Consider the following 26,347-nt stretch of genomic DNA (forward strand, 5'->3'; position numbering starts at 1 on the left):
GGAGTCGTCGCTCTGCTCACTGACGTCGGCGTCGGACGGCGGCAGCGGCTTGGACGGGTCGGACGCGACCTCGGCGGCCGCCAGCGCCCGGCGGACCTCCTCGGCGGCAGCGGCCGCGGCCGCCTCGCCCTCGGCGGCGGCCTCCTGGGCGGCGGCCTCGATCTCCTCGGCCGCGTTGTCGTCGGCCGGGATGGCGCCCGGCGCGAAACCGGAGCCGAACCGGCCGACGGCGTCGCCGAGGCCCTCGAGCGCCTTACCGAACTCGCTCGGCACGATCCAGACCTTGTTGGAGTCGCCCTTCGCGATCTCGGGCATCATCTGCAGGTACTGGTAGGCCAGCAGCTTCTGGTCGGGGTTGCCGCGGTGGATGGCGTCGAAGACGGCGCCGATGGCCTTCGCCTCACCGTCGGCGCGCAGGATCTGCGCCTGCTTCTCGGCCTCGGCCCGCAGGACGGTCGACTGCTTGTCGCCCTCGGCGGTCAGGATGGCGGACTGCTTCTGGCCCTCGGCTGTGAGGATCTGCGACTGCCGCACACCCTCGGCGTTGAGGATCGCCGCGCGCTTGTCGCGGTCGGCGCGCATCTGCTTCTCCATGGAGTCCTGGATGGACGGCGGCGGGTCGATGGCCTTCAGCTCGACCCGGTTCACCCGGATGCCCCACTTGCCGGTGGCGTCGTCGAGGACGCCGCGCAGTGCGTTGTTGATCTCTTCGCGGCTGGTCAGCGTGCGCTCGAGGTCCATGCCACCGATGACGTTACGCAGCGTGGTGACGGTCAGCTGCTCGATGCCCTGGATGTAGTTGGCGATCTCGTAGGTCGCCGCCTTGGGGTCGTTCACCTGGTAGTAGATGACGGTGTCGATGGAGACCACCAGGTTGTCCTGGGTGATCACCGGCTGCGGCGGGAACGACACGACCTGCTCGCGGAGGTCGAGCAGCGGCAGCACGCGGTCGATGAACGGCACGACCACCGTCAGGCCGGGGTCGAGGGTGCGCTGGTAGCGGCCCAGCCGCTCGACGATGCCGGCCCGCGCCTGCGGCACGATGCGCACCGACTTGGCCAGCGTCACCAGCACGAAGATGGCCAGGAGAATGACGACGAGGAGAACGAATATCTGACCGGCTTCCATGAATTGACCTTCCGAGTTTCCGTGGCCGGGCGAGTCGCGGCAAAACCTATCAGTGCCGGGTCTATCGCGGGTCGGCCTCGAACACGAGCGCCGTCGCCCCCTGGATCTCGATGACGTCGACGTCGCGGCCGGCCTCGATGACCGAGGTGCCGTCGTAGCAGCGGGCGGTCCAGATCTCGCCGGCGAGCTTGATGAGGCCGCGCTCGGAGTCGACCGTCTCGACGACGACGCCCTTGCGCCCGACCAGCGCGGCGGCCCCGGTGCGGGTGCTGCCGCTGGTGCGCAGGTGCCGCTTGGCGACCGGCCGGACGAACCCGAGCAGCGCGACGCTGACGGCGATGGCGATGACGATCTGCAGCCACAGCGCGTCGATGCCGACGAGCGCCGCCACCGCGCCGGCCGCCGCCCCGCCGGCCAGCATGAGGAAGATGAGGTCGACCGTGGTGGTCTCGACGATGCCGAGGACGAACGCCAGACCGAGCCAGGCGACCCAGTCGTGTTCGCCGAGCCAGTCCAGGAAGTCCTGCATGGTCTCAGTCTATTGGGTCGGGACCGCGTCGCGCGCGCCGGAAACGGCCCGCGCCGACCACCGGCCGTCCTCCTGCCGCACCCGCAGCGCCAGCCCGAACGCGGTGCTCAGGTGCTGGTCGGTGAGCGTCTCGGCGACGGGCCCGGCGGCCACGACGCGGCCCCCCGCGAGCAGCAGCGCGTGGGTGAACCCGGGCGGGATCTCCTCGACGTGGTGGGTGACGAGGACGGTGGCCGGCGAGGCGGGGTCGGCGGCGATCTCACCGAGCGTCGCGACCAACGTCTCGCGCCCGCCGAGGTCGAGGCCGGCGGTGGGCTCGTCGAGCAGCAGCAGCTCGGGGTCGGCCATCAGCGCGCGGGCCAGCTGGGTGCGCTTGCGCTCGCCCTCGGACAGCGTGCCGAAGGTGCGCCCGGCGAGGTGCCCGATGCCCATGCGCGCCAGCAGCCAGCGGGCCCGCTCGGAGTCGAGGTTCTCGTACGACTCGCGCCAGCGGCCGACGACGCCGTAGGCGGCGGTCTGGACGACGTCGAGGACGGACTCCTGCCGCGGGATGCGCTCGGCCAGCGCGGCGCTGGTGATGCCGATGCGCGGCCGCAGCTCGAACACGTCGACGGCGCCCATCATCTCGCCCAGCACGGCGGCGTAGCCGGTGGTCGGGTGCAGCTGCGCGGCCGCGATCTGCAGCAGGGTGGTCTTGCCGGCGCCGTTCGGCCCGAGGATCACCCAGCGCTCGCCGTCGGCCACCGACCAGGTGACGTCGTCGAGCAGGCGGCTGCCCGAGCGCACGAGCGTGACGTCGGCAAGTTCCAGCACTTCGGACATCGCGTGGACGGCTCCCTCGACAACGGCTGACGGAGGCGACGCGCTCGCCCCGGATCCCCGCCCGACTCTAGCGGGCGGGTCGTAGGCTCTAGAGTCATGGTCACCCTCCCCCGCTCCGCCCGCCTCGCGGCGTGGGGCACGGCCTGGCTGCGGAACGAGGCGGGTCTCGACGACGTCGTCGACCGCGTCCGCGCCGACGACGAGCCGCACGACGCCGTCGACGTCCCCGGCGCCGCCACCGCGACCGGCCTGTCCGAGGCGCTGCGGGCGCTGCGCGAGGCCGGCGCCACGGCGTTCCTCGTCGCGCTGCCGGTGCCCGGCGACCCCAGCGGCCTGGGCGGGCCGGCCGACCTCAACGGCTACGCGGTCGACGCCGGCGAGGCGGTCATCGCCGACGGCGCGCCGTACGCGCTGGTGCCCGACGTCCGCACGTTCGGCCCGCCCGGCGACCAGGGCCACCTGGTCACCTGGATGGTCCGCCCGGCGCAGCCGGCGCCGGCCGCCCCGTCGCTCGCCGACACCGACAAGGAGCTGACGACGGCGCTGCTGGCGGCGGGGTCGATCCTCACCGACCTCGACGTCCCGTCGTGGCGGCCCGAGGTCGAGGCGCTGCTCGCCGACATCCGCACCAACCGCGAGTCCGACCCGCTGCCGCGCGCGTTCCCGCCGCAGGCGCAGGCCGTGGCGGCGCGCGCGGCCCGGCTGCTGGCCGTCGTCCGGTTCGCGCTCGGCGACGACGGCGGCGCGGTCACGACGTCCGAGGCGTCGTCGCGGCGGGCGGCGCTGACGCCGCTGGAGCGGGCGTCGCGCTCGGCCCTGGCCGCCGCGTGCAACGCGCTGGCCACCCGATAGCGTTGCGGCTTGCGATGAGCCTGCCACCGGAACCCCCCGCCACCACCCTGCTGGTCACCCTCACCGGACGCGACCGGCCGGGGCTGACTGCCCAGCTGTTCACGGCGCTGACCGCCCACGACGTCGAGGTGCTCGACGTCGAACAGGTCACCGTCCGCGGCCGCCTGGTCCTCGCGGTGCTGCTGAAACCGGCGTCCGCCGACGAGCCCGATCTGCGGCGCACGCTGGCCGATCTCGCCGGTCTGCTCGACGTCGAGATCGAGGTGTCGGCCGGCCACGGCGACCGCCGCCGCCCGCCGGGGCGTGCCCACATCACCGTCCTCGGCTTCCCGCTGCGCCCGGGCGCCGTCGCCGCGCTCACCGACGCCGTCGCGAAGGCCGGCGCGAACATCGACCGCATCGTGCGGCTGGCGTCCTACCCGGTCACGTCGATCGAGTTCGAGGTGTCCGGCGCCGACCCCGCCCGGCTGCGGGCCGACCTCGCCGCCGTCGCGCTGGCCGAGGGCGCCGACGTCGCCGTCCAACCGTCCGGGCTGCTGCGCCGGGCCAAGCGGCTGGTCGTCATGGACGTCGACTCCACGCTGGTGCAGGGCGAGGTCATCGAGATGCTGGCCGCCCATGCCGGGGTGCAGGACCAGGTCGCGTCCGTCACCGAGCGGGCCATGCGCGGCGAGCTCGACTTCGCGGCGTCGCTGCGCGAGCGGGTCCGGCTGCTCGCCGGGCTGCCCGCGTCCGCCGTCGCCGAGGTGCGCCACGCCGTGCAACTGACCCCCGGCGCGCGGACGCTGGTGCGCACGCTCAAGCGGCTCGGCTACAAGTGCGCCATCGTCAGCGGCGGGTTCTCGCAGATCACCGACCCGCTGGCGGACGAGTTGGGCATCGACTACGCGGCCGCCAACACGCTGGAGATCGACGGCGACGTCCTCACCGGCGGGCTGGTCGGGCCGATCCTGGACCGTCCCGGCAAGGCCGCAGCGCTGGCCCGGTTCGCCGCCGCCGAGGGCATCCCGCTGTCGCAGACCATCGCGGTCGGCGACGGCGCCAACGACCTCGACATGATCGCCGCCGCCGGGCTGGGCGTCGCGTTCAACGCCAAGCCGGTGGTCCGCAGCGCCGCCGACACCGCCGTCAACGTCCCGTACCTCGACGCGATCCTCTACCTGCTGGGCATCAGCCGCGACGACATCGAGGCCGCCGACGCCGCCGACGGCACGCCCACGCCCGCTCCCCCGGTTCGCTAACCGCGGGCGACGGTGTAGCCGACCAGCCGGACGCCGCCCGGGTCGACCGCCGACCAGTCGCCCTCGACGGCGAACACCGCGACCGACGACGTCGGGAAGCCGGTGCGCATGCGCGTGGTGTCGCCGACCGTGGAGTCGCCGTCGTCGAGGGCGTTGGCCAGCATGCCGATGCCCGGGTTGTGCCCGACGAGCACCGCCGACTCCGCCTCCGGCGGCAGCGCCCGCACGATCTCGAGGAGGTCGCCGGCCGACGCGTAGTAGACGTCGTCCGTGACGACCGGGTCGGGCGCGGCGCTCAGCTCGGCGGCCAGCAGCTCGTACGTCTCGCGGGTGCGCAGGGCGCTCGACACGACCGCGACCTGCGGCGCGACGTCCTGCGAGCGCAGCCAGCGGCCGATGACCGGCGCGTCGCGGCGACCCTGTCCGGCCAGCGCGCGGCCGTGGTCGGCGCGGTCGTCGGGGTGCTGCGCCTTCGCGTGCCGGATGAGCACGAGGGTCCTCGCCATCCATGCAAGCCTAGGTGCTCCAGTACCCTGCGGCAGGATGGGGTCGCCCGCGATGGCGGGCATAGCCACGATCGTCCCGATCTGGTAAGGATTCGCTGTGGAGATCACCGTGCCCGATGCCGATGCCGACGCCACCGTGCCCGACGTCCCGCCGCCGCCCGCCGCCCCCGACCCCGCGGCGCCGCCGGTGGCCAGTTCGCGCGCCGATCTGCGGCACCGGTTGAACACGGCCACGGCCGGCTTCGAGGCGCCGCTCGCCGCCATCGACATGGAGGCGTGGGACGTCAACGCCGCCGACCTCGTCAGGCGCGCGGCGGGCAAGCCCATCCGGGTGGCCAGCAAGTCGCTGCGCAGCCGCATGCTGCTGCGCGACGTGCTGGGCCGCGACGGCTTCCACGGCGTGCTGGCGCTGACGCTGTCCGAGGCGCTGTGGCTCGTGGGCACCGAGCTCAGCTCCGACGTCGTCGTCGGCTACCCCACCGCCGACCGCCGCGGCCTGGCCCGGCTGGCGGGCGACGAGGAGCTGGCGGCCGGCATCACGCTCATGGTCGACGACGTCGCACAGCTCGACCTCGTCGACGCCGTGGCACCGACCGACGGGCGGGTCGAGATCCGGGTCTGCCTCGAACTGGACCTCTCCTGGCAGCCGCTGGGCGGGCGCATGCGCGTCGGCGCGAAGCGCTCGCCGCTGCACACCGTCGACGACCTCGTCCGGCTGGCCCACGCGGTGCAGTCGCGGCCGGGATTCCGGCTGGTCGGGGTCATGGGCTACGAGTCGCAGATCGCCGGCGTCCAGGACGCACCGCCCGGGCGCGGCTGGCGCGGGCGCATGGTGCGGTCGATGCAGAAGCGGTCGTGGGCGGAGCTGTCCGAGCGGCGGGTCGAGGCGGTCGAGGCGGTGCGCAAGTTCGCCGACCTCGAGTTCGTCAACGGCGGCGGCAGCGGCTCGGTCGAACGCACGGTCTCCGACGTGTCGATCACCGAGGTCACAGCCGGGTCGGGGCTGCTGGCGCCGCGGCTGTTCGACGGCTACACCAGCTTCTCGCCGCGCCCGGCGGCGTTCTTCGCGGTGCCCGTGGTGCGCCGGCCCGGCCCGGGCGTCGTCACCGTGCAGGGCGGCGGCTACGTCGCCAGCGGCGCCGCCGGCGACGACCGCCTCCCGGTGCCGTGGCTGCCCGAGGGCCTGACGCTCGACAAGGACGAAGGCGCCGGCGAGGCGCAGACCCCGCTGCTCGGCTCCCCCGCCGACGACCTCGCCATCGGCGACCGCGTCTGGTTCCGGCACGCCAAGGCCGGCGAGCTGGCCGAGCGGTTCGACCAGTACTACCTCGTGCGCGGCGAGCGGCTGGTCGACACCATCGCGACGTACCGCGGGGACGGCAAGACGTTCCTGTAGGGGGTGTCTGACGGGTATTGACGGATGCGGGCGGCGTCCAGGCGTCGGTCCAGCAAGGCGGAGGAGGAGGTCGATGCGGAGCCATCGAGCGACGACGACAACGCCGCTGGTCGGCGTCTGGGCGTCGATCCGCGCCGCCGAAGACCCGTCAGCCACCCCCTGAAGTGGGCGTTCTCTCCTTCGACGCGCTGGCCGAGCGGGTCCGGTCGCTGCCGCCGCGGGCCGGCTCGACCGTCGTCGTCGCCGTCGACGGGCCGGCCGGGTCCGGCAAGACGACGCTGGCCGGGCGGCTGGCGGCGCGGCTCGACGACGCGCCCGTCCTGCACATGGACGACCTCTACCCCGGCTGGGACGGGCTCGCGCACGCCGCTGCCGCCGTCGCGGCCGAGGTGCTGGCGCCGCTGGCCGAGGGGCGTCCGGCGCGGTACCGGCGGTGGGACTGGCACGCGGACCGCTGGGCGGGGTGGGTGGACGTTCCCGCCGCCCCGGTGCTTGTCGTCGAGGGCAGCGGCAGCGGGTCCACGCCCGGCGCGCCGTACCTGTCGCTGCTGCTGTGGGTCGACGCGCCGCACGACCTGCGTCAGGCGCGCGGCTTCGAGCGCGACGGCGACGGCTTCCGGCCGCACTGGTCGCGCTGGGCCCGTCAGGAGGAGGCGCTGTTCGCGGCCGAGCGCACCCGCGAGCGGGCCGACCTGCGCGTCGACACCGCGTCGCCGGTCCCGCACGACCCCGCGCGCGAGGTCGTCGCCGAATCTCGACTCTGAGCCGGCGCCGGTTCTCGGTTAGCGTGGTGCCGTGCGCGTCGTCGAGCTGAACGTCTACCCCGTCAAGTCGACGCGTGGGCAGTCGCGCACCCAGGCCGAGGTCGAGCCGTGGGGGCTGGCCGACGACCGCCGCTGGATGGTCGTCGACGACGCCGGCTACGTCGTCACCGCGCGGGTGTGGCCGGCACTGCTGGGCGTCACCGCCACGCCGCTGGGCCGCGGCCGGCTCCGGCTGGAGGGCCCGCACGCCGCGCCGCTGGAGGTCGACGCCACCGGGACGCACGACTACGTGCCGGTGCAGATCTGGAAGAACACCCTCGACGCCGTCCGGCCCAGCGCCGCCGCCGACTCCTGGTTCGGCAAGCTGCTCGACCACGACGTCCGCCTCGTCTGGCTCGACGACCCCACGCGGCGGCCGGTCAACCCCGCCTACGGCCTGCCCGCCGACCGCGTCTCGTTCGCCGACGCGTTCCCGCTGCTGCTCACCACCACCGGGTCGCTGGCGCGCCTGAACGACTGGGTCGTCGAGGAGGCGCTGCTGCGCGGCGAGGAGCCGCCGGCCGAGCCGCTGCCGATGCGCCGGTTCCGCCCCAGCGTCGTCGTCGACGGCCCCGACGCGTTCGCCGAGGACACCTGGTGCCGGCTCCGCATCGGCGACGTCCCCTTCCGCGCCGTCAAGCTGTGCGACCGCTGCGTCCTCACCACCATCGACCCCGACACCCGGGTGCGCGGCAAGGAGCCGCTGCGCACGCTGGCCCGGCACCGCCGCTGGGACGGCAAGGTCTGGTTCGGCATGAACCTCGTCCCCGACGCCCCCGGCGTACTCTCCCTCGGCGACGACGTCGAGGTCACCGCCGGCTGAGCGCGTCAGTCGCCGCTCAGCGACGCCGGCGTGACGCTGACACGACGGGGAATGATCTGGCGCAAGGTGTCGCCCGCCCGGCCGATGACCCCCGCCTCGCTGGCGGTGATCAGGACGTGCCCGAGGCCCGCGTCGGCCAGCGACCAATCGAGTATCTGCTGCTCCAGCCGGTAGTCGTCCGGCGTTCCGGCGACCCAGGACTCGCACGTCCGAGCCCCCGGACCCGTGCACAGGTTGTCGTAGAATCTGTCGTCCTGCCAGACGGTCAGAGCGACCTCGATGTCGTCCGCGGTGACGTACCGCGCACGGATCGTCGACGGATCGTCATCCTCGAATTCCACCCGGGTCAGCGGGCCGAGGCCCGTCGCGGCCTGGAGGGCCAGCTCGAGGTCCGGCCAGGCCCGGCGCGTCGCGGCCAGGTCGAACCCCGAGGTGAGCTCCGCGGCGCCGGAGCGGGCGCCGACCTCCCAGGCCGCCTCCGCGATGCCGTTCGCCTCGTCCGGCGTCAACGTCCCGGCGAGGCTTCCTTCGGTCTGCGTGCCGTCGGCGGCCTCGACGGGGGCAGGAAGCCACGACACCATGGCCGACGCGCTGCCGCCTTCGGCGATGGCCACCCCCAGGCTCGGCCCGGCGTGTCCGACGACGCGCCAGCGCCCCCGGTCGTCGTAGCCCTGCGCGCAGGAGTCCCACCGGGCCACGCCATCGGGGATCTCCGCCGGTGTCGTGCACGGCTCGAACTCCGGCAGGTCGGGCCGGGCGTCCTGGAGGCGGACACTGAGGTGGAACACGACGCCGTCACGCCGCGCCTGGAGCTGCACGACCGGCTGGAGGGTGGGGTCGTACTCCTCGTGCAGCACGTGGACGTCGGCCGGCATCGCGCCCCGGACCGCCGACGACAACTCGGTGGCCGCTCTCGCGTCGCCGGTCTCCGCGTAGGCCTGCTGCGGTCCGCCCGACAACCTGCCGGGTTCCTGAGCCGACGATCGGGCGGCGCCGTCGTACGGCCAGACCTGGTCCTCGGGCGCCACACCGCCCGCCGCCGGAGCACCGTCGTCGGGGAGGAGCGACGGCCCGACGAGGCCGAGCGAGCCGGCCGCGAGGACACCGACGACGCCGGCGGTGAGGCGGCCGCGCCTGCGCCTGGCCCGGTGGGCGCGGCCGCGGGCGATGTCCTCGTCCGGCGACACCATGCGGTCCGGCTCGTCGAGGAGCGCGTCGGCGAACAGCTCCTTGAGCGCGTCGTCGGTCATCGCACCTCCCTGATCGAGGCGAGCTGGGCCGGGCCGAGGACCTCGCGCAACCGGTCCAGGCCGCGCGCCGTCTGGCTCTTGACGTTGCCGGTGCTGCAGTCGAGCAGCTCGGCCACCTGCTCGACCGCGAGGTCCTCCCAGAACCGCAGCACGAGCACCGCCCGCTGCCGCGGCGGCACCGCCGCGAGCGCCCTCATGAGCCGCGACCTGGTGTCGGGGTCGGCGGCGTCGGCCGGGTCGCCGCCGCCGGACCGGTCCGGCACGACGGCGACGGCCTGCTCGCGCCGCCACGGGCGCCGGGTGCTGTCGACGTAGGCGTTGAGCATGATGCGGCGGGCGTACGACGGCGCGTCCTCGCGGCGGCGGACCCGGCGCCAGCTCAGGTACAGCTTCGTCAGGGTCTCCTGGACGAGGTCCTCGGCGGCGTGCCAGTCACCGGTCAGCAGGTACGCGGTGCGCAGCAGGCCGCGGCGGCGCACCGACACGAACTCCCGGTACGACGCCTCGTCGATCGCCATGCACCGCCTCCCCCCACGCCCGGTCCGTGCCCGTCACCCCTTGGACGGGAGCGGGGACGTTCCGGGTTGCATCGGGCTCAGCCGGCGTCGAGCGGCGACTGGACGAGCGGCGCCAGCAGCTCCTGAACCGCCTGGAGCACGTCATCGTAGACTGCCACCACACGCTCGTCGCCCGGGATCGCGGAGACCAGCACCCAGGCGTCGCCGCGCATCCCCACCTGCACGCCAGGCACAACACCGCTACCCATCGCCGGTTGCCCGGCGGTGACCGCGAAGCACCACGTGATCCGATCGCGGCACGTCAGCTCGGACACCCGCGACCGTTGCCTGAACCAGAGCTCCACCTCGAGACCGTCGTCGGTCACGTACTCGGCTGAGACAGTGCCCTCCTGGTGCTCGGCGTCCCGCAGGTCGACGACCGGGTCCTCGGCGCTGACCGCCGTCAACTCGGCCCCGACGGCCTCCTCGAGGACGTTCGTCAGCTCCGGCCACGCCTCCGCGACGGCGGCGAGCTCGACGCCGCTGGTGAGGTCGGCGGGGTCCAGGTCGGCGGCCGCCGCGAGCACCGCATCACCGATGGCCTCGCCCTCGGCGCGGTCCAGCGCCGACGCAGGGTGCGGGTCGTCCGGCGGCGGCTGGTCGGAGCCGGCCGATCTGGGCGGATGGACGGCCCAGCGCACCGTGACGGAGACATCGTCGTTCTCCGCGAGCACCTCTGACGCCACGAAGCCGTTCAGATCGCCGGCGGCCCGGTACACGCCGTTGTCGTCGCGGCCCTCCTCGCAGTTCAGCCACTGGCCCGGCATGCCGTCGTACAGGCCCGGCTCGCTGCACGGCCGGTACTCGGGCAGGTCGGTCCGGGTCGGCTCCAGCGTCACGGCGAGATCGAAGCTCACCCCGCTGCCGCCGCGGATCAGCGTCACGTCGATGATCGGGCCGGTTGCCGGCGCGGCCTCGTCCCCCGATTCCTCGATGGAGGCGACCTCGACGTCGGCCGGCAGCGCCGGCTCGATCGCGTCCCACATGCGCTGCTTGACCGGGTCGGCGCCGATCTGCGGCGGGTAGTCGGCCGGGTCGCCCGCCACGACGTCGTCGCGGTCGTCGTCGAGGACGGCCGGGAGCGTCGCCGCGCCGAGGCCGGCGACCGCCAGGACGGCCACGCCACCGGCGATGCGGCGGCGCCACAGCCGCCGCACCCGGGCGCGCCCGCGGGACACGTCCTCGTCGGCGACGACCGGGTCAGCCGGCTCGCCGGTCAGCGTCTTCTGGAACAGGTCCCTGAGGCTGGGTTCGGTCATCACGCCTCCTTCGATTCGGCGAAGGCCTCGGAGCCGAGCACGTCGCGCAGCCGGTCCAGGCCGCGCGCCGTCTGGCTCTTGACGTTGCCGGTGCTGCAGTCGAGGAGGTCGGCGACCTGCTCGACCGAGAGGTCCTCCCAGAACCGCAGCACGAGCGTCGCCCGCTGCCGCGGCGGGACGACCGCCAGGGCCGCCAGCAGCCGCTCCCGCGTGTACGGGTCCCCGGCGTCCGCCGGGTCAGCGGCGGCGAAGTCCGGGACGACGTCGACGGCATGCTCGCGCCGCCACGGCCGCCGGGTCCCGTCGATGTGGGCGTTGACGAGGACCCGCCGGGCGTATGCGAGCAGGTCGTCGCCGCGGTACAGCCGCCGCCACGACACGTACAGCTTGGTCAGCGCCTCCTGGACGAGGTCCTCCGCGGCGTGCCAGTCGCCCGTCAGCAGGAAGGCGGTTCGCAGCAGCGCACGGCGCCTGGCGGTGACGAAGTCCTTGTATGACGCCTCGTCCGCTGCGTGCATCCACCGCCTCCGCTGCCGTTCCGGGTGAGGTCCTCACCGGGTGCACGGAACGGCGGTCGCTCCGGGTTGCATCGCTGCGTCCCAGGAACGGTTCAGATGCGGCAGGCCAGGATCTCCGTCACCAGGATGGCCCGCGCGCCGACCGCCCACAGGTCGTCCATCACCTTCTGCGCCTCGGACCGCGGCACCATGGCCCGGACGGCGACCCAGCCCTCGCGGTGCAGCGGCGACACCGTCGGCGACTCGAGGCCCGGAGTGAGCGCGCTGGCCTCGTCGACGTGGTCGGCGCGGATGTCGTAGTCCATCATCACGTAGCCGCGGGCGACCATGACGCCGTTGAGGCGGCGCAGCAGCAGGTCGATGGCGGACGGACGCTCGCCGCCGGCGCGGGCGATGAGGACGGCCTCGGAGCGCAGGATCGGCTCGCCGACGACCTCGAGCCCGGCCTGCCGCAGCGTCGTCCCGGTCTCGACGACGTCAGCGATGACGTCGGCGACGCCCAGCTGCACGGCCGTCTCGACGGCGCCGTCGAGCCGAACCACCGACGCGTCGACGCCGCGGTCGGCGAGGTAGTCGCGCAGCAGACCCGGGAACGACGTGGCGACCCGCAGGCCGCCGAAGTCGGACACCTTCTCCGCGGTGCCCGGCCGCGTCGCGAAGTGGAAGCTGGAGCCGCCGAAGCCGAGCGGCAGCAGCTCCTCGGCCGACGCACCGGAGTCGAGCAGCAGATCGCGCCCCGTGATCCCGGCGTCGACCGTTCCCGCACCGACGTACACCGCGATGTCGCGCGGACGCAGGTAGAAGAACTCGACGTCGTTGTCGGGGTCGCGCAGCACCAGCTCGCGGCCGCCGTCGGCGCGCTGCCGGTAGCCGGCCTCGCGCATCATGTCGGCGGCCGGTCCGGACAGCGAGCCCTTGTTGGGCACGGCGATGCGAAGAGTCATGTCAGAGCCTTTCGTAGACGTCGGCGAGGGTGATGCCGCGGGCGAGCATGAGCACCTGAACGTGGTAGAGCAGCTGCGAGATCTCCTCGGCCGCTCGTTCGGTGCTCTCGTGCTCTGCCGCCATCCACGCCTCGGCGGCCTCTTCCACGACCTTCTTGCCGACGTGATGGACCCCATGGCGGACCGCCTCGACGGTGCCGGAACCGGCCGCACCGGACTCCACCTTCGCCGACAGCTCGACCCAGAGGTCCTCGAAACTCTTCACGTCGCACAAGGGTACGGAAACGGTGGCCCTCGCCGCCGCCCGGTTCACGAGGCGGACAGTCCGGGCCGCGCGACCAGCGCGCTTCCGCCCGCATCCGGCCCGCCTCGGGCGTCACCCACCAGCGGGCGAGCCGTCTCCGTCCGCGTCAGGCGTAGCAGGCGCGCAACGCGACGACCGTGGCCAGCGCGGCCTGCGTCGCCTCGTAGCCCTTGTCCTCCTTGGACCCCGGGAGCCCGGCCCGCGCCAGCGCCTGCGCTTCGTCGTCGCAGGTCAGGACGCCGAAGCCGACCGGCACCCCGGTGTCGACCGCGACCCGGGTGAGGCCGTCGGTGGCCGCCTGGCAGACGTAGTCGAAGTGCGGCGTCTCGCCCCGGACCACCACGCCGAGCGCCACGACCGCCTCGTAGTTGGCCCGCGCCAGCCGCGCCGCGACGACCGGCAGCTCGAACGAGCCGGGCACCCGCAGGATCAGCGGGTCGTGCACCCCGGCCTCGTCCAGCGCCCGCTGCGCACCGGCGATCAGGCCGTCCATGACCTGCTGATGCCACAGCGACGCGACGACCGCGACCCGGAGGTCGCCCACCTTGCCCACCTGCAGTTCGGGCGCGCCCTGACCACTCATCGTCCGGTGTCCTCTCGTTCCGCGGAATCCTCAGAGCCTGGCAGATCGCCCAGGTCGTGGCCCATGCGGTCCCGCTTCGTCGTCAGGTACCGCAGGTTCTCGGGGTTGACGGCGACCGGCAGCTCGACCCGCTCGGCCAGCTTGAGCCCGTATCCCTCGACGCCGGTCAGCTTGGCCGGGTTGTTCGTCATCAGCGCGATGGTGTGCACCCCGAGGTCGGCGAGGATCTGCGCGCCCGTCCCGTAGTCGCGGCCGTCGGCGGGCAGGCCCAGCTCGACGTTGGCGTCGACGGTGTCGAGGCCGCCGTCCTGCAGCTCGTACGCCTGCAGCTTGTGCGCCAGCCCGATGCCGCGGCCCTCGTGGCCGCGCAGGTACACGACGACGCCGCGGCCGGCGCCGGCGACGAGGTCCATGGCGGCGCGCAGCTGCGGGCCGCAGTCGCAGCGCAGCGAGCCGAACGCGTCGCCCGTCAGGCACTCGGAGTGCAGCCTGACCAGCACCGCCTCGTCGCCCACCGCGTCGGCACCGACGTCGCCCATGACCAGCGCGACGTGCTCGCTCCCGTCGAGGACGTCGCGGTAGGCGTGCGCCGTGAACGTGCCGTGAGCCGTCGGCAGGCGGGTCGTGGCGACCCGTTCGATCTGCCGCTCGGTGCGGCGGCGGTACCGGATGAGGTCGGCGATCGAGATCATCGCCAGCCCGTGCTCGTCGGCGAACTCGCGCAACGCCGGCGCCCGCATCATCGAGCCGTCGTCGTGGACGATCTCGCACAACACGCCCGCGGGCGTCAGGCCGGCCAGCCGGGCGAGGTCGACCGCGGCCTCGGTGTGACCGGGACGGGTGAGCACGCCGCCCTCGCGCGCACGCAGCGGGAACACGTGACCCGGCCGGCTGAGCTCGTACGCCTCCGTCGCGGAGTCGGCCAGCACCCGCGCCGTGTGGGCGCGCTCGGCCGCGGAGATGCCGGTCGTGATACCGTGCCGCGCGTCGACGGACACGGCGAACGCGGTGCCCTTGCGGTCCTCGTTGACGACGGTCATCGGCGGGAGGTCGAGCCGGTCCAGTTCGCCGCCGAGCATCGGGACGCAGATGACGCCCGACGTGTGCCGGATGGTGAAGCCCATCAGCTCCGGCGTGGCCTTGGCAGCGGCGAAGATCAGGTCGCCCTCGTTCTCCCTGTCCTCGTCGTCGACGACGACCACCGCCTTGCCCGCGGCGATGTCGGCGATCGCCCGCTCGACGGTGTCCAGTTGCACGGTCATGCGTCCACCTCTGTCGTGTTCTCGCCGGTCCCGCCCGTTCCGCCGGCCTCGCCGGCCTCGCCCGCTCCGCCGGCCTCGCCCGCTCCGCCGGCCTCGCCGGTTCCGCTGGCCCCGCGCTTCTCGCTCGCCAGGAGCCGCTCGACGTACTTCGCGACCACGTCGACCTCGAGGTTCACGCCGTCGCCCGGTTGCCGCCGGCCGAGCGTCGTCAGCTCGAGCGTGGTCGGGATGAGGCTCACCTCGAACCAGTCGGCGCCGAGCCCGGACACCGTCAGCGAGACGCCGTCGACGGCGATCGATCCCTTCTCCGCGACGTAGCGCAGCAGCCCGGCGGGCGCCTCGACGCGCACGACCTCCCAGCGGCTGCCCGGCGTGCGCGACACCACCGTGCCGACGCCGTCGACGTGGCCCTGCACGATGTGGCCGCCGAGCCGGTCGCTGGCCCGCACCGCCCGCTCGAGGTTGACGACGTCGCCGGTGCCCAGCTTCGCCAACGTGCTGCGGTCGAACGTCTCGCGCATGACGTCGACGGTGAAGGTGTCGCCGTCGATGGCGGTGACGGTCAGGCAGACGCCGTCGACGGCGATCGACGCGCCGTGCACGGCGTCCTCGGCGACCTTCGGGCCGCGGACGGTGAGCCGCCCGTCGTCGGCGTCGCCCTCGATGGCGACGAGCTCGCCCAGTTCCTCGACGATCCCGGTGAACATGGCCTCACGCCTTCCTGTGGTCGTGCGGGGTTGCGGTGATGCGCAGATCGGGCCCGACCATCCGCACGTCGGCGACGTCCAGCCTGATCGCGGCGTCGATGGTGTTCACGCCGGCGTCGGCCAGCGCGGCCGGTCCGGCGCCGAGCAGAGCGGGCGCGACGTAGCCGACGACCCGGTCGATCAGACCGGCCCGCCAGAACGCCCCGGCCAGCGTCGGGCCGCCTTCGAGCAGCACGTAGCGCTGGCCGCGCTCGTAGAGCTGGGTCAGCAGCCTGGTGAGGTCGACGCGCCCGTCAGCGGTCGCCCCGACCTCCTCGGCCGTCGCGATCCACGTCTCCGCCTCGTCGTCGCGCACCCGCGCCGACGCCGGCGTCGTCCCCCCACTGTCGACGACGACCCGCAGCGGCTGCACCACTGCCGGCCCGCCCGGCGGCAGGGCACCCTGCGGCGCGCTGACGCCGCCTGCCCCAGCGCCGGTCACGGCAACGCCGCCGCCTGCCCCAACGCCGCTACCTGTCCCAGCGCCACCGCGAACCGCGTCGCCGGCGTCGAGCACGACAGCACCGCCATCGCCGGTCACAGCGCCGCCGCGGCCCGCCTCAGCGCCACGAGCCGCTGCGCCGCCGTCGCGAGCCGAACCGCCGTCGCCGGGCAGACCGTGGACGCGGGCCGGCCGTGCGTCGTCGGGGACGTGGGCCGGCGGCAGGTCGCCGGAGACGTGCCCAGGCGGCAGGTCGCCGGGGACGTGGGCCGGCGGCAGGTCGCCGGAGACGTGCCCAGGCGGCAGGTCGCCGGAGACGTGCCCAGGCGGCAGGTCGCCGGAGACGTGCCCAGGCGGCAGGTCGTCGGCGCTGGTCTCCGTGACAGCCGGGTCGGCCGGGTCGAGCCGGACGGTGAGCTGCGGATCGTCCGCCCGCACGGTCCCCGCCCCGACGACCACGGTGTCGACCGCGGCGCGGAGCCGGTGCACGTCAGCACGGGCCTCGGGTCCGGTGATCCAGCGGCTGGTGCCGTCGGCGGCCGCGCTCCTCCCGTCGAGCGTCGCGGCGAACTTCCAGACCACGAACGGCCGATGGGTGCGGAACGGCGTGAGCCAGCGCGCGTTCGCCTCGGCCGCCTCGTCCGTCAGCACGCCCAGCTCCACGTCCACGCCGTGCGCCCGCAGCGTCGCCGCTCCCCCGGCGGCGGCCGGGTTCGGATCGGCGACGGCCACTACCACCCGCGCGACGCCGGCCGCGAGCAGCGCCTGCGTGCACGGTCCGGTGCGCCCGGTGTGGTCGCACGGCTCCAGCGTCACGACGGCGGTGCCGCCACGGGCTCGTTCGCCGGCCTGGGTGAGGGCGTTGACCTCGGCATGCGGGCCGCCGGGCCAGGCGTGCCAGCCCTCGCCCACCGTCGCGCCGGTCGCGTCGAGGACGACGCAGCCGACGTCGGGGTTGGGTGGCGTCGTGGAGGCGCCGTTCAGGGACAGCTCGATGGCGCGGCGCATGGCCGTCAGCTCCACCGGACTCGCCACCGGACCCTCCTCGCCTCATCGGGCGAGCTCCGGGGCGGACGCGGGTGCGCCACAGACGACCGGCTCGGCGGTACGGACGCGCACCAGGACGCGACCCGCCGAGACGGCCGCGCGTGCTACCTCCCATCCGGACTTTCACCGTCGGTCCCGGAGTTCCACCGGGTCAACCGTCCGTCGCCCGCTGGTGCGGACGCCGACCGGGTCGCGGACTGTCACCGCCGGTTCGGATTTTCACCGACCCCGGAGCACGCGTCGTGTCTCTTGAAGCCTAACCTCCACCGCGCGGAACGCATTCCCCGGCCACACTCCGTGCTTCTTCTCACATGGGGATCACCTCCTGACCCTTATCACCTCGTCGCCAGAACCGTGTCGCATCCGCCCAGCTCAGACCCCCTCCCAGTTGTCGGCGGCCGACGGCGCCAGGGCCGACCAGACGTCGGCGAGCGCGGGCACGTCGACGGTGAGCGGCCACGGGTGGTCGGTGCTGAACCTCGCCGACGTGGCCGGGGTGCGTTCCGTGTACGCGCCCGTCGCCGCGTCGCGGCGCAGCTCGGTGACCTCGACATCGGGCGGGCGGCGCCGCGGGGTCACGATCCAGTACGCAGGCACGCCCGCCCGCGCGTACAACGCCCGCTTCGTCACGGTGTCGCGCAGCGCCGACGTGGACGACACCACCTCGACCACCAGCGTCAGCGCACCGACCGGGATCGGTGTGGTCTCGGCCAGCGCCACCTGCGCCACCACGACGTCGGGCCGCACCTCGTCGTGCTCGCCGATGTGCACCGGCTGGCCGCGATCGACGACGAGCGGACTGCCCCGGTTGGCGACCTCGAGGGTGTTCGCCAGCCACCGCCAGACCGCGGTCTCGGCGACGGACGGCGGCGGCGACACCTGGACGCACCCCTCGATGACCTCGTAGCGCGGCCCGCCGTCGGGCAGGGCACGAAGGTCGGCGGCGCGGTAGCCGCGTGATCCGGGCGAGTGGGCCAGCAACTGGGCAACGTTCACGACGACTCCTCGGGGTGCTGCACGCCTGCCGGCGGAGCGCGGACGATCCGCGCCTCACACCACGCTAAGCAGCTCGAACGCCGATTGTCGCCTCGAAATCGCGGCTCGGCGGTTGCCCGTTTCCGGGCAAGTCTGCCCGAGCGAATCGAGTCCGTCCGGGCTAACTTCCGGGCTAACTCCCGACCTTGCGAAACGCCGGAAAGCACGCTCAGCGAGGCCGGGATTTCCTGTGAGTCCGGCCGCCGCAGCCCGTTCTGCCCCGGCCGGACGCCGGGCAACCGGCCCCACCGCGCGCCCGGCTCACAGGGTTCTCCCAGAAGCTCCCCGGAACCGCCCGGATCGGCCGGTCACGATCGCCTCATGACGACGATCGAGCTACGCGGACTGACCAAGCGCTACGGACCCGACATCGTGGTGGACGACGTCTCGTTCACCGTCGAACCCGGCCAGGTGACCGGGTTCCTCGGGCCGAACGGCGCCGGCAAGTCCACCACGATGAAGATGATCACAGGGCTGGCCGCGCCGACCCACGGATCGGTGACGATCGGCGGCCGCCGCTACCGCGACCTGCCCGTCCCGCTGACGACGGTCGGCGCGCTGCTCGACGCCGGCGCCGTCCACGGTGGCCGGACCGCCCGCGACCACCTGCTGGCGCTCGCACTGAGCAACGGGCTGCCCCGCCGCCGGGTCGACGAGGTGCTCGCACGGACCGGGCTCGACGGCGTGGCCGGCAAGCGCGCCGGCGGGTTCTCGCTGGGCATGCGGCAGCGGCTCGGGATCGCGGCGACCCTGCTCGGCGACCCGCAGGCGCTGATCTTCGACGAGCCGGTGAACGGGCTGGACCCCGAGGGCATCCGCTGGATCCGCGACCTGATGCGCACGCTCGCGCGGGAAGGGCGGTCCGTGCTGGTGTCCAGCCACCTGATGAGCGAGATGGCGCAGAGCGCCGACCACCTCGTCGTCATCGGCCGTGGCCGGGTCATCGCGGACACCGGCATGAGCGAGTTCCTGCGCGCCAGCGGCGAGGGCACCGTCCTCGTCCGCACGCGCGAGCCGCGCGCGTTCGCCGTGCGGCTGACCGCCGCCGGCGCCACCGTGCGCGAAGGGCTGGAGTCGTCGCTGGTCGTGTCGGGCATGAGCAGCGACGACGTCGGCGCGCTCGCCGCCTTCCACGGCGTGGCCCTGAGCGAGCTCACCCCGCAGCGCGCCTCCCTCGAGGACGCCTTCATGGAGCTGACCAGGGACAGCGTCCAGTATCAGGGGGTGGCCGCATGAGCACACTGGTCACGGCGCCAGCGGTGACGTTCGCCGACACCCTGCGCGCGGAGTGGGTCAAGCTCCGCAGCCTCCGGTCGACGTGGTCGACGCTGGCCTGCCTCTTCGGCGTCGGGCTCGGCGTCACGGCGCTGGCGATGAGCTCGGCCGGGACCGACTACGCGGACGCCTCCGCGGCGGAGCGGGCCGCCTGGGACCCGACCAACCTCAGTCTGACGACGTACATCGTCGCGCAGCTGATCATCGGCGTCCTGGGCATCCTGATCGTCACATCCGAGTACGCCACCGGCCTGATGCAGACGTCGCTGATGGCGACGCCGCGCCGGAGCCGGCTGCTGGCGGCCAAGGTCGCGGTGGCCGCCGCGGTCGCCGTCGTGGCCGGTCAGCTGCTGATGCTCGCGTCGTTCCTGCTCGGGCAGGCGATGCTGAGCGCGCAGGACGTGCCGTCGGCGTCGCTCGGCGATCCCGGCGTGCTGGCGGCCGTCGGCGGCGGCGGGCTGTACCTGACGGCGATCGCGCTGCTCGCGGCCGGTCTGGGCACGATCATGCGGGCGACGGCGGGTGCGCTGGCCACACTCGTCGGGATCGTGTTCCTGGTGCCCGCGCTCGCCGGGCTGTTCCCGTCGTGGCTGCAGGGTCTGGTCGACGTGTGGCCGACGCGGGGTGCGGCCGCGGTGTTCGCGACGGTGCCGGACCCCGAGTATCCGCACCCCTGGCTGAACCTGGGCGGGATGTGCCTGGGCGTGGTCGCCGTGCTGGTCGCGGCGTTCGTCGTCTTCCGTCGCCGCGACGTGTGACGTGGCACCGCGGCCAAAGGACGTCGGCGCCGGCCTGGTCGCGGGCGCGGCGGCGCTGCTGACGATGGCGGGCGTCGCCGCGGCCGGGCTGCTGCTGCTCGACGCGGGCCGGATCGGCGCGACCGGCGAGCTGACGGCGACCGTGGTCGCGCTGGCCGCGGGTGGCCGGGCGGCGCTGACGACGACGGCGCCGGGCGAGCTGCCGATCCCGCTGCGTGCGGGGGTCGAGGTGCTGCCGCTGGGGGTGACGCTGGCGGGCGCGGTGGTGCTCGGCGTGCTGGTGCTGCGACGGGGCCGGGACGGGTTCGGCGTGCGGGCCGCTTCCGCGACGGTGGCCGTGGCGGCCGGGCTGCTGGCGGTGGCGCAGCTGGCCGGCGGGACCGTGACGGTCTCGCTCCCGGCCGACGCGGCGGCGGGGCGGTCGTCGGCAGACGGGTGCCTGGACGGCGGCGGGTTGCCGTTCGGCGCGGGTGGATCGGCAGGTCCCTTGGAGGTCGGGTACTCGGTGACGGGCGGTCCGGTGGCGGTGACCGGCGCGGCAGGTGCGTTGGCCGTCGTCGGTGTGGGTTGGCTGGTGCTGCGGTTCGGCGGATCGGCGCGGCGGACGCGGGCCGGGTGGTGGGCGGTGGCCGGAGCCGTCGTCGTCGGGATGGGGATGGTGGCCGCCGGAGCGTCGGGCGGGCGCCAGGCCGCGGGCGGGGTGCTGCTGATGCTGCCGCTCGCGGTGGCCGGCGCGCTGCCGGCCGGGCTCGGGGTGCCGGTGACGGTGCGGGCGGACGGCCTGCTGGGGTGCGCGTTGGACGGCGCCGCGCCGATGGTCTCGACGACGCCGCTGCGGTGGGTGTCGGGGGCGGCACTGCTCGCGCTCGGCGTGCTCGTCACCGCGAAGGCACGGAGGCAGGGAGGCCGGGCGCCGCACGTCAGAACCTGGCGCGAGTTGATGGTCGTCGGTGGGATGGCGGTGTCGACGGGGGCAGGGCTGGCCGCGATGACGCTGCTCACGACAGTGAACGTCGACGTGGGCGTGGGCGGGCTGGACCTCCTCGACGCCGGCCTGGGCGCCGACCCGGCAGCAGCACTCGCCGTCGGTGCGGCGGTGGGCGCCGTCGCGGGCGCGGCCGGAGTCGCCGTCGTCCGGGCGGCAGGGGCGCTGTCTTCACTACCCTGGCGACCGTGGAAGGACCGGGCCCGGCCATGACGTCCCAGCGGCTGCTCGTGGTCGACGACGAGGCGACGGTCAGGGAGTTGCTGTCGGCGGCGCTGCGCTTCGCCGGGTTCGGGGTGTCCTCCGCGGCGACCGGCGCCGAGGCCGTCGCGGCGGCACGACAGGAACCGCCCGACCTGGTCCTGCTGGACGTCATGCTGCCGGACATGGACGGCTTCGAGGTGGTCCGCCGGCTGCGCGAGGCCGCGACCGGGAGCAGGGGGCCCGTGCCCGTCCTCTTCCTGACCGCCCGCGACCGCCAGGCCGACAAGGTCACCGGCCTCTCGCTGGGCGCCGACGACTACGTGACCAAGCCGTTCGACCTGGAGGAGCTGATCGCCCGCATCCGCGCGATCCTACGCCGCACGTCGGGCAACCCCGCCGACCTCCTCCGGACCGGGCCGCTGACGCTGGATCCGGCGGGCCACCAGGTGACCCGCGACGGCGCCGCCGTCCGCCTGTCCCCCACCGAGTTCCGGCTGCTCAGATACCTGATGGAGAACGCCGGACAGGTGGTGTCGAAGGCGCAGATCCTCGACCGCGTCTGGCGCTACGACTTCGGCGGCGACGCCAGCATCGTCGACACCTACATCTCGTACCTGCGCCGGAAGATCGACGCGGAGGAACCGAAACTGATCCGGACCGTGCACGGGGTCGGCTACGTGCTGCGGGAACCGCGGTGAGGCGGCTGTCGCTGCGGTCGCGGCTGCTGCTGCTGACCTCGGGGCTGCTGCTGGCCGGACTGACGCTGATCAGCGCGGTCGTCGCGAACAACCTGGAGCGCTACCAGCTGGACCGCATCGACGGCCAGCTCGAATCGCTCACCGCGATCCTGACCAGCGTCTCGGCCGGCGGCCCGCCGCAGCCGATCGACACCGAGGGCCGGCCGGAGCTGCTGGACGCCGCGCTCGACCTGATCGGCGCGCCGTACCTCGTGTACCTCGACGCGGACGGGACGGTCGCGGGCGGGCTGCGCACGTCTGGCCTGGACAGCGGTGAGCTGCCGGCAACCGACGAGCTGATCGGGCTGTCCGACGGCACCCCGGTCAGCCTCCCGGCGGCCGACGGCGACGGGCGGTGGCGGGCGGTCGGCGTGTCCGCGGCCGGCTGGGACGGGACGGTCGTCGCGGCGGCCCCGCTGGACACGGCGGACGCGACGATCGACCGGCTCCGCGTGACGAGCATCGTCAGCGGCGCCGTCCTGCTGGTGCTGCTGACGGCGATCGGCTGGCTGGCGCTGGGCCGGGGGCTGCGCCCGCTGCGCCGCATCGAGCACACGGCGGCCGCGATCGCCGGCGGCGACCTCACGCAGCGCGTCCCCGGCCTCGCCGCGCCGAGCACCGAGGTCGGGCATCTCGCGGCGTCCCTCAACACCATGCTCGGCCAGCTGGAACGCGCCTTCGCCGACCGAGCCGAGGCCGAGGCGCGCATGCGCACGTTCCTGTCGGACGTGAGCCACGAGCTGCGCACGCCGCTGGTCGGCATCAAGGGCTCGGCCGAGCTGTACCGCATGGGCGCGCTGCCCGAGCGCGCCGACGTCGACGCGGCGATGCTGCGGATCGACCGTGAGGCCACCCGGCTGGCGGCGCTGACGGAGGACCTGCTGCTGCTGGCCCGGCTGGACGAGGCGCCCGAGGGCCAGCTGGACCGCGCGCCGATGGACCTGCGCACGCTGGCCGGCGACGCCCGGCACGACCTGCGCGCGCTCGACCCGTCCAGAACGGTGGAGCTGACCGGCCCGGACGGCGACGGCGCGCCGGGCCCGGCCCCGGTCGACGCCGACGAGGACCGGCTGCGGCAGGTCGTCGCGAACCTCGTCGGCAACGCCGTCGCGCACACGCCGCCGGGCAGCGCCGTCCGCATCGGCGTCGGCACCGTCGACAGCCGGTCGGTGCTGGACGTCGTCGACGACGGCCCGGGCCTGACCGCCGAGCAGGCGGACCGCGTCTTCGACCGGTTCTACCGGGCCAACCGCTCGCGCGACCGGTCCGGCGGCGCCAGCGCGGGGCTCGGGCTGTCGATCGCCCGCTCGCTGGCCCGCGCTCACGGCGGCGACGTCGAGGTGCGGACGCGGCTCGGCGACGGCGCCCGCTTCCGCCTGACGCTTCCGCTGGCGGAGCCGGAGGACTAGTGCGCGGCCTTCGCCGCCAGCTCGCGCAGCTCGGTGACGGCGGCCGCGGCGTCCTCGGCGCCGTACACGGCCGACCCGGCGACGAACACGTCCGCCCCGGCGTCGGCGCAGCGCTCGATCGTCTCGGCCGACACGCCGCCGTCGACCTGGATCCAGACGTCCAGCCCGGACCGCGACACCAGCTCGCGCGCCCGCCGGATCTTCGGCAGGCACACGTCGAGGAACGGCTGGCCGCCGAACCCGGGCTCGACCGTCATGACCAGCAGCATGTCGATCTCGGGCAGGAGGTCGGCCCACGGCTCGACGGGGGTGGCCGGACGCAGGCCGACGCCGGCCCGCGCCCCGTGCCGGCGCAGCTCACGGGCCAGCCGGACCGGCGCGGCGGCCGCCTCGGCGTGGAACGTGACGTTGTGCGCGCCGGCCTCGGCGTACCCCGGCGCCCACCGGTCCGGCTCGTCGATCATCAGGTGGCAGTCGACGAGCCGGTCGGTGCGGGCCAGGATCGCCTCGACGATCGGCAGGCCGAGCGTGAGGTTGGGGACGAAGTGGTTGTCCATGACGTCGACGTGCACGAGGTCGGCGTCGCCCAGGCGGGCGATCTCGGCCTCGAGGTTGGCGAAGTCGGACGACAGGATGCTCGGCGCGATCTGAATCCCCACGAGCGCTCAGGTTACTCGTGCGAGCCCGCGCTCACCGGCGTCCGGTGGTGCCGCAGCACGACCAGGGCCTGGACGGCGGCCGCGACCACCATCAGCGCGCCGACCACGCTGGTCACCTCGACGGCCCGGGTGAAGGCGTCCTCGGCGGCTGTGACCAGGGCGGATGCCGCCGGCGACGGCAGTGTCCCGGCGAGGTCGACCGCACCGCCCAACGTCTCGCGCGCCTGCGCCAGCGTGGCGCCGTCGACGCCGCTCACCGCGCCCAGCGACGACCCGTACACCGCGGTCAGCAGGCTGCCGAGCACCGCGGTGCCCATGCCGCCGCCGACCTCGTACGCCGTTTCCGACACGGCCGCGGCGGCGCCGGCGCGATCCGGGTCGACGGCGCCCATGATGACGTTGTTGGTGATCGTCTGCACCAGCCCGACACCGCCGCCGACCAGCACGAACGCCACCACCACCAGCCCGGCGCCGAGGTCGCGGCCGGCCAGCACCATCAGCGCGAACCCGGCCGCCACGACCATCAGCGCGCCGAACAGCAGGTACGGCATCGGCAGCCGGCGCATCAGCGGCACCGCGAACAGGCCGGTCGCGATCGCCAGCGCCAGGCCCGGCACCAGCACGAGCGCCGCCCGCAGCGGCTGCATGCCCAGCACGATCTGCAGGTACTGGGTCATGAAGAACAGCGCGCCGATCATCGCGAACGTCGTCAGCAGGTTCGTCATGACCGATGCCCGGAACGCGGGCCGCGCGAACAGGCCGAGGTCCAGCAGCGGCGTCTCGAGCTGCCGCTGCCGCCGGACGAACGCGACGCCGACCAGCACGCCGGCCACCAGCGCGGCGCCGTACCCGAGCGACGGCCCGTGCTTGACCAGTCCCTTGATGCCGTACACCGCGAGCAGCATCGCGACCAGCGACAGCCCGGCGCTCGGCAGGTCGTAGCGGCCCGGCGCGGGGTTGCGCGACTCGGGCACCAGGAACGGCGCGAAGATCAGCAGCAGCGCCAACACCGGCAGCGCGACCAGGAACACCGAGCCCCACCAGAAGTGCTCGAGCAGCCAGCCGCCGACGATCGGGCCGAGCGCGGCTCCGGCGGAGAACATCGTGGCCCAGATGGCGATCGCGAGCGTCCGCTGCCGCGCGTCGTGGAAGATGTTGCGGATGAGCGACAGTGTCGACGGCATGAGCGTCGCCCCGGCCACGCCGAGCAGGGCGCGCGCCACGATCAGCATCTCCGGCGATGTCGCGTACGCCGCCAGCACGGACGCCACGCCGAACGCCGTCGCGCCGGCCAGCAGCAGCTTGCGCCGTCCGATCCGGTCGCCGAGCGTGCCGGCCGTCACCAGCAGGCCCGCGATCATGAAGCCGTACACGTCGACGATCCACAGCAGCTGGGTGCCCGTCGGCGCGAGATCCTCGCTGAGGTGCGGGACGGCGAAGCTGAGCACCGTCATGTCGACCGAGATGAGCAGGACCGGCAGCAGCAGCACGACGAGGGCGCCCCATTCCCGCGGCCCCGCCAGCACTCGCTGCTCCATCATCGTCATCGCAACACCTCCGAGGTAAGCTAAACCGTCCGGACGGTACAGTAACACCGTCAGAATCGAGGTTCATCCCTGATGCCGCGCCCTTCTTCTCGCGATCGCATCCTCGACGCGCTGGAGCGCATCCTCGTCGACTCGGGCCTGCACGCGGTGACGCTGGAGTCCGTCGCCGCGAAGGCCGGCGTCTCGAAGGGCGGCCTGCTCTACCACTTCCCCAGCAAGGAAGCGCTGATCACCGGACTGGCCCGGCGGCTGGCCGAGGCGGTCGAGGCGGAGTTCGAACAGGCCGAGCGCACCGACGACGTCGTCGGGTTCTTCCTGCGCACCTCGGTGCCGTCGTCCGAGGACGGCGCCGTCTACTGGTCGCTGCTGGCGGCGCTGCGCACCAACGACGTCGCCAGCGAGGAGGCCCGGCGGCTGGTGATGTACTGCTTCGTCCGGTGGGCGGAGATCCTGCGCGAGCACATCGACGACCCCGTGACGGCCGAGATCGTGCGGCTGGTCGGCGACGGCCTGTACCTCAGCGCGCTGGCCGGGCTGCCGATGCCGGACCCCGCCCTGCTGGACGAGCTCCGGCAACGGCTGACGCGCGACGCGACGGCGGGCACGTCGTGACGTACGCCGCGCCGGGCCGTAGGTAGACCCCTCCCGGCCCGGGTGGGGCCCACCCTACGGGCGGGCACCGACAACCACGCGCGACGACGACCTCGCCCGCCGACCTCACGCCAC

At 74.1% G+C, this 26,347-nt stretch carries 27 protein-coding genes, 2 pseudogenes and 1 riboswitch; of the genes and pseudogenes, 11 read left to right on the forward strand and 18 right to left on the reverse strand.

The window, feature by feature from the left end:
- Positions 1–221 precede the first annotated feature (221 nt).
- From BLU82_RS16200 to BLU82_RS16210, 3 genes and pseudogenes are all read right to left on the reverse strand, one after another.
- Positions 222–1,128 (reverse strand): annotated as a pseudogene (locus BLU82_RS16200) (SPFH domain-containing protein); the annotation flags it as partial.
- Positions 1,129–1,189: 61 nt separating this feature from the next.
- Positions 1,190–1,657, reverse strand: coding sequence for an NfeD family protein (locus BLU82_RS16205; protein ID WP_069112911.1), 468 nt, complete (start codon positions 1,655–1,657; stop codon positions 1,190–1,192).
- A gap of 9 nt (positions 1,658–1,666) precedes the next feature.
- Positions 1,667–2,479: an ABC transporter ATP-binding protein gene (locus BLU82_RS16210; RefSeq protein ID WP_092622209.1), complete on the reverse strand. Its 813-nt coding sequence runs from the start codon at positions 2,477–2,479 to the stop codon at positions 1,667–1,669.
- A 96-nt stretch (positions 2,480–2,575) separates the two neighbouring features.
- On the opposite strand from BLU82_RS16210, the gene BLU82_RS16215 reads away from it, so the two are divergent.
- Both BLU82_RS16215 and serB read left to right on the forward strand, forming a co-directional pair.
- Positions 2,576–3,331: a hypothetical protein gene (locus tag BLU82_RS16215; RefSeq protein WP_092622210.1), complete on the forward strand. Its 756-nt coding sequence runs from the start codon at positions 2,576–2,578 to the stop codon at positions 3,329–3,331.
- 14 nt (positions 3,332–3,345) lie between these two features.
- Positions 3,346–4,572 carry a phosphoserine phosphatase SerB gene (serB, locus tag BLU82_RS16220; protein ID WP_092622211.1) on the forward strand — a complete coding sequence of 409 codons (1,227 nt, stop codon included), beginning with the start codon at positions 3,346–3,348 and terminating at the stop codon, positions 4,570–4,572.
- On the opposite strand, the gene BLU82_RS16225 is transcribed toward serB, so the two are convergent.
- Positions 4,569–5,078: a histidine phosphatase family protein gene (locus BLU82_RS16225; RefSeq protein WP_157741046.1), complete on the reverse strand. Its 510-nt coding sequence runs from the start codon at positions 5,076–5,078 to the stop codon at positions 4,569–4,571. The genes serB and BLU82_RS16225 overlap by 4 nt on opposite strands.
- A gap of 187 nt (positions 5,079–5,265) precedes the next feature.
- On the opposite strand from BLU82_RS16225, the gene BLU82_RS16230 reads away from it, so the two are divergent.
- The 3 genes from BLU82_RS16230 to BLU82_RS16240 all read left to right on the forward strand — a co-directional run bounded on the left by BLU82_RS16230 (position 5,266) and on the right by BLU82_RS16240 (position 8,100).
- Positions 5,266–6,474 (forward strand): amino acid deaminase/aldolase, encoded by a 1,209-nt coding sequence (locus BLU82_RS16230; protein WP_370246321.1) that lies wholly within the window; start codon positions 5,266–5,268, stop codon positions 6,472–6,474.
- Between the two features lie 164 nt (positions 6,475–6,638).
- Positions 6,639–7,238 carry a hypothetical protein gene (locus tag BLU82_RS16235; protein ID WP_092622213.1) on the forward strand — a complete coding sequence of 200 codons (600 nt, stop codon included), beginning with the start codon at positions 6,639–6,641 and terminating at the stop codon, positions 7,236–7,238.
- 31 nt (positions 7,239–7,269) lie between these two features.
- On the forward strand, positions 7,270–8,100 hold the full coding sequence (locus BLU82_RS16240) for an MOSC domain-containing protein (protein ID WP_092622214.1): 831 nt from the start codon (positions 7,270–7,272) through the stop codon (positions 8,098–8,100).
- 5 nt (positions 8,101–8,105) lie between these two features.
- Here BLU82_RS16240 and BLU82_RS16245 read toward each other — a convergent pair whose 3' ends face one another.
- The 12 genes and pseudogenes from BLU82_RS16245 to BLU82_RS16300 form a co-directional block, all read right to left on the reverse strand.
- Complete coding sequence (locus BLU82_RS16245; RefSeq protein ID WP_092622215.1) at positions 8,106–9,350, reverse strand: hypothetical protein; 1,245 nt, start codon at positions 9,348–9,350, stop codon at positions 8,106–8,108.
- Positions 9,347–9,868: a SigE family RNA polymerase sigma factor gene (locus BLU82_RS16250; RefSeq protein ID WP_092622216.1), complete on the reverse strand. Its 522-nt coding sequence runs from the start codon at positions 9,866–9,868 to the stop codon at positions 9,347–9,349. Before BLU82_RS16250 ends, BLU82_RS16245 begins: the two co-directional genes overlap by 4 nt.
- Before the next feature lie 77 nt (positions 9,869–9,945).
- Positions 9,946–11,166 (reverse strand): hypothetical protein, encoded by a 1,221-nt coding sequence (locus tag BLU82_RS16255; protein WP_092622217.1) that lies wholly within the window; start codon positions 11,164–11,166, stop codon positions 9,946–9,948.
- Complete coding sequence (locus BLU82_RS16260; RefSeq protein WP_092622218.1) at positions 11,166–11,684, reverse strand: SigE family RNA polymerase sigma factor; 519 nt, start codon at positions 11,682–11,684, stop codon at positions 11,166–11,168. The genes BLU82_RS16255 and BLU82_RS16260 overlap by 1 nt, the downstream gene beginning before the upstream one ends.
- 92 nt (positions 11,685–11,776) lie before the next feature.
- Complete coding sequence (gene hisG, locus BLU82_RS16265; RefSeq protein WP_092622219.1) at positions 11,777–12,628, reverse strand: ATP phosphoribosyltransferase; 852 nt, start codon at positions 12,626–12,628, stop codon at positions 11,777–11,779.
- Position 12,629: 1 nt separating this feature from the next.
- A complete protein-coding gene (locus tag BLU82_RS16270; RefSeq protein ID WP_053208120.1) occupies positions 12,630–12,893 on the reverse strand; it encodes a phosphoribosyl-ATP diphosphatase in 264 nt (87 codons plus the stop codon).
- 145 nt (positions 12,894–13,038) lie between these two features.
- A complete protein-coding gene (gene ribH, locus BLU82_RS16275; RefSeq protein ID WP_092622220.1) occupies positions 13,039–13,515 on the reverse strand; it encodes a 6,7-dimethyl-8-ribityllumazine synthase in 477 nt (158 codons plus the stop codon).
- Complete coding sequence (locus BLU82_RS16280; protein ID WP_092622221.1) at positions 13,512–14,777, reverse strand: bifunctional 3,4-dihydroxy-2-butanone-4-phosphate synthase/GTP cyclohydrolase II; 1,266 nt, start codon at positions 14,775–14,777, stop codon at positions 13,512–13,514. The genes ribH and BLU82_RS16280 overlap by 4 nt, the downstream gene beginning before the upstream one ends.
- Positions 14,774–15,484, reverse strand: a complete 711-nt coding sequence (locus tag BLU82_RS16285; RefSeq protein ID WP_092622222.1) for a riboflavin synthase — start codon at positions 15,482–15,484, stop codon at positions 14,774–14,776. Before BLU82_RS16285 ends, BLU82_RS16280 begins: the two co-directional genes overlap by 4 nt.
- A gap of 4 nt (positions 15,485–15,488) precedes the next feature.
- Positions 15,489–16,064: a RibD family protein gene (locus tag BLU82_RS36350; protein ID WP_157741442.1), complete on the reverse strand. Its 576-nt coding sequence runs from the start codon at positions 16,062–16,064 to the stop codon at positions 15,489–15,491.
- A 306-nt stretch (positions 16,065–16,370) separates the two neighbouring features.
- A pseudogene (gene ribD, locus BLU82_RS36355) lies at positions 16,371–16,973 on the reverse strand (bifunctional diaminohydroxyphosphoribosylaminopyrimidine deaminase/5-amino-6-(5-phosphoribosylamino)uracil reductase RibD); the annotation flags it as partial.
- A gap of 136 nt (positions 16,974–17,109) precedes the next feature.
- A riboswitch (FMN riboswitch) is annotated at positions 17,110–17,253 on the reverse strand.
- A gap of 131 nt (positions 17,254–17,384) precedes the next feature.
- Positions 17,385–18,008 carry a Uma2 family endonuclease gene (locus tag BLU82_RS16300; protein ID WP_092622223.1) on the reverse strand — a complete coding sequence of 208 codons (624 nt, stop codon included), beginning with the start codon at positions 18,006–18,008 and terminating at the stop codon, positions 17,385–17,387.
- A gap of 360 nt (positions 18,009–18,368) precedes the next feature.
- Between BLU82_RS16300 and BLU82_RS16305 the strand changes: the two genes are divergently transcribed.
- From BLU82_RS16305 to BLU82_RS16325, 5 genes are read left to right on the forward strand one after another with little or no spacing between them, the layout of a single operon-like run.
- On the forward strand, positions 18,369–19,283 hold the full coding sequence (locus tag BLU82_RS16305) for an ABC transporter ATP-binding protein (protein ID WP_092622224.1): 915 nt from the start codon (positions 18,369–18,371) through the stop codon (positions 19,281–19,283).
- A complete protein-coding gene (locus BLU82_RS16310; RefSeq protein ID WP_092622225.1) occupies positions 19,280–20,080 on the forward strand; it encodes an ABC transporter permease in 801 nt (266 codons plus the stop codon). The genes BLU82_RS16305 and BLU82_RS16310 overlap by 4 nt, the downstream gene beginning before the upstream one ends.
- A gap of 1 nt (position 20,081) precedes the next feature.
- Positions 20,082–21,278 carry a hypothetical protein gene (locus BLU82_RS16315; RefSeq protein ID WP_092622226.1) on the forward strand — a complete coding sequence of 399 codons (1,197 nt, stop codon included), beginning with the start codon at positions 20,082–20,084 and terminating at the stop codon, positions 21,276–21,278.
- Complete coding sequence (locus BLU82_RS16320; protein WP_092622227.1) at positions 21,275–21,967, forward strand: response regulator transcription factor; 693 nt, start codon at positions 21,275–21,277, stop codon at positions 21,965–21,967. The genes BLU82_RS16315 and BLU82_RS16320 overlap by 4 nt, the downstream gene beginning before the upstream one ends.
- Positions 21,964–23,415, forward strand: a complete 1,452-nt coding sequence (locus BLU82_RS16325) for a HAMP domain-containing sensor histidine kinase (RefSeq protein WP_092622228.1) — start codon at positions 21,964–21,966, stop codon at positions 23,413–23,415. The genes BLU82_RS16320 and BLU82_RS16325 overlap by 4 nt, the downstream gene beginning before the upstream one ends.
- On the opposite strand, the gene rpe is transcribed toward BLU82_RS16325, so the two are convergent.
- Positions 23,412–24,074 (reverse strand): ribulose-phosphate 3-epimerase, encoded by a 663-nt coding sequence (gene rpe, locus BLU82_RS16330; protein WP_092622229.1) that lies wholly within the window; start codon positions 24,072–24,074, stop codon positions 23,412–23,414. The genes BLU82_RS16325 and rpe overlap by 4 nt on opposite strands.
- Before the next feature lie 11 nt (positions 24,075–24,085).
- On the reverse strand, positions 24,086–25,621 hold the full coding sequence (locus BLU82_RS16335) for an MFS transporter (protein WP_231947802.1): 1,536 nt from the start codon (positions 25,619–25,621) through the stop codon (positions 24,086–24,088).
- Between the two features lie 72 nt (positions 25,622–25,693).
- Between BLU82_RS16335 and BLU82_RS16340 the strand changes: the two genes are divergently transcribed.
- On the forward strand, positions 25,694–26,233 hold the full coding sequence (locus tag BLU82_RS16340) for a TetR/AcrR family transcriptional regulator (RefSeq protein WP_092622230.1): 540 nt from the start codon (positions 25,694–25,696) through the stop codon (positions 26,231–26,233).
- Positions 26,234–26,347: the final 114 nt, after the last annotated feature.

It is taken from the genome of Jiangella sp. DSM 45060 (genome assembly GCF_900105175.1).
GTDB lineage: Bacteria > Actinomycetota > Actinomycetes > Jiangellales > Jiangellaceae > Jiangella.